Origin of the sequence: Calothrix rhizosoleniae SC01, from assembly GCF_900185595.1 — a bacterium.
Taxonomy (GTDB): Bacteria; Cyanobacteriota; Cyanobacteriia; order Cyanobacteriales; family Nostocaceae; genus Calothrix_A; species Calothrix_A rhizosoleniae.
Genome location: NZ_FYBH01000304.1, coordinates 1 through 4,084, shown reverse-complemented (window position 1 = coordinate 4,084; position 4,084 = coordinate 1). Strand labels below are relative to the sequence as shown.

At 32.5% G+C, this 4,084-nt stretch carries 3 protein-coding genes and 1 pseudogene; 3 read left to right on the top strand and 1 reads right to left on the bottom strand.

Features of this window, described 5'->3' with window-relative positions; translation table 11 throughout:
* The 3 genes and pseudogenes from CALSC_RS18390 to CALSC_RS28300 all read left to right on the top strand — a co-directional run.
* Positions 1-1,165 (top strand): sensor histidine kinase (locus CALSC_RS18390; protein WP_159460647.1); only part of this gene is annotated, 1,165 nt, incomplete at its 5' end.
* A gap of 72 nt (positions 1,166-1,237) precedes the next feature.
* The gene (locus CALSC_RS18385; RefSeq protein WP_088242744.1) at positions 1,238-2,725 is read left to right on the top strand and encodes an ATP-binding protein; all 1,488 of its coding nucleotides are present in this window, start codon (positions 1,238-1,240) and stop codon (positions 2,723-2,725) included.
* Positions 2,726-2,759: 34 nt separating this feature from the next.
* Positions 2,760-3,089 (top strand): annotated as a pseudogene (locus CALSC_RS28300) (DUF4277 domain-containing protein); the annotation flags it as partial.
* A gap of 117 nt (positions 3,090-3,206) precedes the next feature.
* Here the strand turns inward: CALSC_RS28300 and devC are convergent.
* Positions 3,207-4,084: ABC transporter permease DevC (gene devC / locus CALSC_RS18375; protein WP_143288298.1), on the bottom strand; the 878-nt coding region annotated here is incomplete at its 5' end.

Here is a 4,084-nt window from a genome sequence, read left to right as displayed (position 1 = left end):
AGAAACTGAGAACGAGCTATGGCTTAATCTTGGAATTTTATGTCTTTTAGGAGTTGCTATTACTACTGTTATTGGTAATCAAATTACTAATTTCATTATTTATCGTATTCAATATTTAACTAAGGCTACCAAACGATTAGCTGATGGAGATTTTACAACCAGAATTAAGGTTAATGGTAATGATGAAATTAATGTTTTAGCTCAGGGATTTAACTATATGATAAAACAACTTACAGAACGCGACCGCAAAATTTATCATCAGGTAGAAGAATTAGAGGAAACTAAAAATAAGTTAGTCAGAAGAGAAAGAGAATATTCTAAAACACTGGAAATAAAAGTACAAGAGAGAACAGAAGAATTACAAGATAAAAACGAACAGTTAAAAGAAACATTAGAGCAATTAAAAGCTGCTCAAACTCAAATAATTGCTCAGGAAAAATTAGCTTCTTTGGGTTCTTTAACTGCTGGGATTGCTCATGAAATTAATACTCCGATTGGAATTGGGGTTACAGCTGCTTCGGTATTGGAAGAGAAAACTAACGTGTTGCTACAGTCTCATGAAAGTGGGAATATGAAGCGTTCTGAATTAAAAAAATATCTAAATACTGCTTCTCAAAGTAGCCAAATGATTTTAGGTAATCTAAATAGAGCAGCAGAATTAATTCAAAGTTTTAAGCAGGTAGCTGTTGACCAATCGAGTGAAGAAAGACGAGTCTTTAATATTAAAAAATATTTGGAAGAGATATTGTTACAGCTACAGCCAAAGTTGAATAACACAAAACATCAGATAAATATTCAAGGTTCCGATTATTTGAGCATCGATAGCTATCCTGGCGTATTTTCGCAGGTGATTACAAATTTAATTATGAATTCTTTAATACATGCTTATGATGATTTAGATAGCGGTAATATCATTATCAAATATTATCAAGAAGACACCGATTTTGTTTTGGAATATCAGGATGACGGTAAAGGAATTGCAGATGAAAATCTTACTAAAATATTTGAACCATTTTTTACTACCAAACGCAATCAAGGAGGTACTGGTTTGGGATTACATATAATTTATAATATCGTAACTCAAAAACTTTTGGGTGATATTGATTGTGAAAGTTGCTTGGGAGTGGGAAGTAAGTTTATAATTAAAATTCCTATAACAGTTTGAATATTATTCATTAACAATTACTAATTTTATTTGTTATCTTAAATTAGCAAAGACCTTAATATATTTATATCTATGAATCCAAATACTTTAAATGATAATGATAAACTAGTATTTGCAGATGAAGAAAACGATGAGTTACTATTTGCGGATGAAAATGATGAACTGATTTTTACAAAAGAAGAAAGCGTACTATTTCAAAATAGCTGGAAAATTCTGATAGTTGATGATGAAATCGAGATTCATAGCGTCACTAAACTAGCATTAGATGATTTTATTTTTGAAAATAAGAAACTTGATTTTGTCAGTGCTTATTCTGGAGAAGAAGCTGTAAAAGTAATTCAATCCAATCCAGATATAGCCATGATTTTTCTGGATGTAATCATGGAACACGATAAAGCAGGTTTGGATTTCGTTAAATACATCAGAGAAATTTTAGGTAACGAACTCGTACAAATAGTTCTACGTACCGGACAACCAGGACAAGTTCCAGAAAAACAGGTAATTCAAGAATACGATATTAACGACTATAAAACAAAAACCGAACTAACTGGAATGAAGCTTTTTACTACAGTTAGAACGAATTTAAAAACCTTTAGCGCACTTAGTCAGGAACGAGCAAAATCTCAACAGTTAAAACAAATATTAGAGCAATTACAACAAACTCAATTTCAACTAATTCAAAATGAAAAAATGTCAGCTATCGGACAGTTGGTAGCTGGAGTAGCACATGAAATCAATAATCCTGTTGGATTTATTAATGGTAATATTCAACCTGCAATTGGTTATATAAAAGATATTTTTGGTTTACTGGATATATACCAAAAAGAATGTTCCAATCCATCTGAAACAATTCAGGATGAAATTGAAGCTATAGATTTAGAATACATTCGTGAAGATTTACCGAAATTAATCGCTTCAATGCAAGAAGGTACTAAACGTATTAATAATATTAGCAATTCTTTACGTACTTTCTCTAGAGCAGATACAGATTATAAAGTATCTTTCAGTATTCATGATGGATTAGATAGTACTATTATGATTCTGAAACATCGTCTTAAAGCTTTAGAAAATCGTCCAGAAATTAAAGTTGATAAAAATTATGGGGAAATTCCCAAAATTGAATGCTTTCCCGGACAACTTAATCAGGTATTTATGAATTTGTTAGCAAATGCAATTGACGCTTTAGAAGAATCTAATCAAGAGTTTAGTTACTCACAAACTAAAGATAATGAAAATCGTATAACTATTGCTACCGAATGGGATAAAGCTGAAAAAATGGTTATTGTAAGAATTAAAGATAACGGTATAGGAATGTCAGAAAAAGTTAAACAAAGAATTTTTGATAACTTGTACACAACTAAAGCCGTAGGGAAAGGTACTGGTTTAGGATTATCTATAGCACATCAAATTATTACGCAAAATCATCAGGGAAGTATAAAAGTGAATTCTGAAGTTGGCAAAGGAACGGAGTTTGTTATTACTATTCCTGCTTATAGTAATCCGGAACCAAAAGCAGCACCCCTAAAACCCACATTCCGCAGGTGCGATAGCTTGCGTTGACTTGTCAGTTCGCAAAATACTGTATTTTTGAAACATGGGTATTTCAGCATCACAAATCAGAGTAGAAGATATCGATCACTTAGGCATAGTGGCAGGGATTATTGATGAAATGGGTTTATTTGAGCAAATTAACCAATTGCTTGGAACTCATCCTCAAGAAACTTCAATTACCATTGAAACACAACGGGCTGGCAGGTTTATTCTTGCTACCAATGTTCTTGAGATCAAAGAACTTAAAGATGAAGATGTTTTAGGTGAATATAAAGCACAAAAATCTACAGAACTTAGTTTTCAGTTTCTCAAAGACCCATTATTTTTGACTTCCACTGTTTTTCTAAACTCAAGGAAAAGAGTTAAAGTTCTTTGGTGCTCCTTGTCGTAAATATTATCTCTTTTGCTAATGAACCTGCGGAATATGGGATAAAAATGCCTCTTTCCGACTCCCTATTCCCCATTATTAAGGTAGTGAACAAGATATGAATTATTTGAGTAAATCAGCAGGATCCGCAGTTCGTAATTTTTTCATTGCGATCGCTCCAGAAATAAAACACATGAAAATAGTTAAAATTAATACGATTCCTCCTCTTTTTACTGTCATATAAATTGGTAACAGGGTAGCAGTTGAGGTGATATTGTAAAGCCCAATTGTGAGGAATAAACCGGGGATATATCCTAAAACTGCTAACACTAAAGCTTCCTGGGCTAATATTGATAATAAAAAGCGATTATTATATCCCATTGCTTTTAAGGTAACGTACTCATTTAAATGAGCCGAAACATCTGAGTACAGTATTTGATAGACAATAACAATCCCAACGGTAAAAGAGATGATTACTCCCAAACTAAAAATAAATCCAATCGGAGTTGTTTGTGACCAATAATTCTCTTCCATTTTGATAAAAGTATTCTTAGTCAGAACCATTACATCTTCTGGTAAACCAGATCTCAGGTTACTTGCGACTAAATCTATATCTGCATTTTCTTGTAATTTAATTAAACCCACTTTAACTTGATTCAAATTAAGATATGGGAATAAGCGCAAAAAACTAGAGTCGCTAGTAATCACGTTCCCATATGCTGCAAAGGAGACTCCTAAAGCGAATAAACCATTGACTTGGACTGTAGTATCATTTAACTCCGTTTTTACGGTAGATTGTTGCCTTAATAAGGATGGGATGGGACCAAATTCTGGGAGAGAGGTTCTATCAAATAAAATACTGTTAATATTTTGTAGTTTGTGACGACTTTGATTATCTTCCAGAAATTTGAATGTGCTTTCAGTCGGATTAATCCCAAATACTAAAATTCTGTGCCTACGTTTTGTTTCTGGATTTTTCCATGTTCCTAAAGACAGATAAG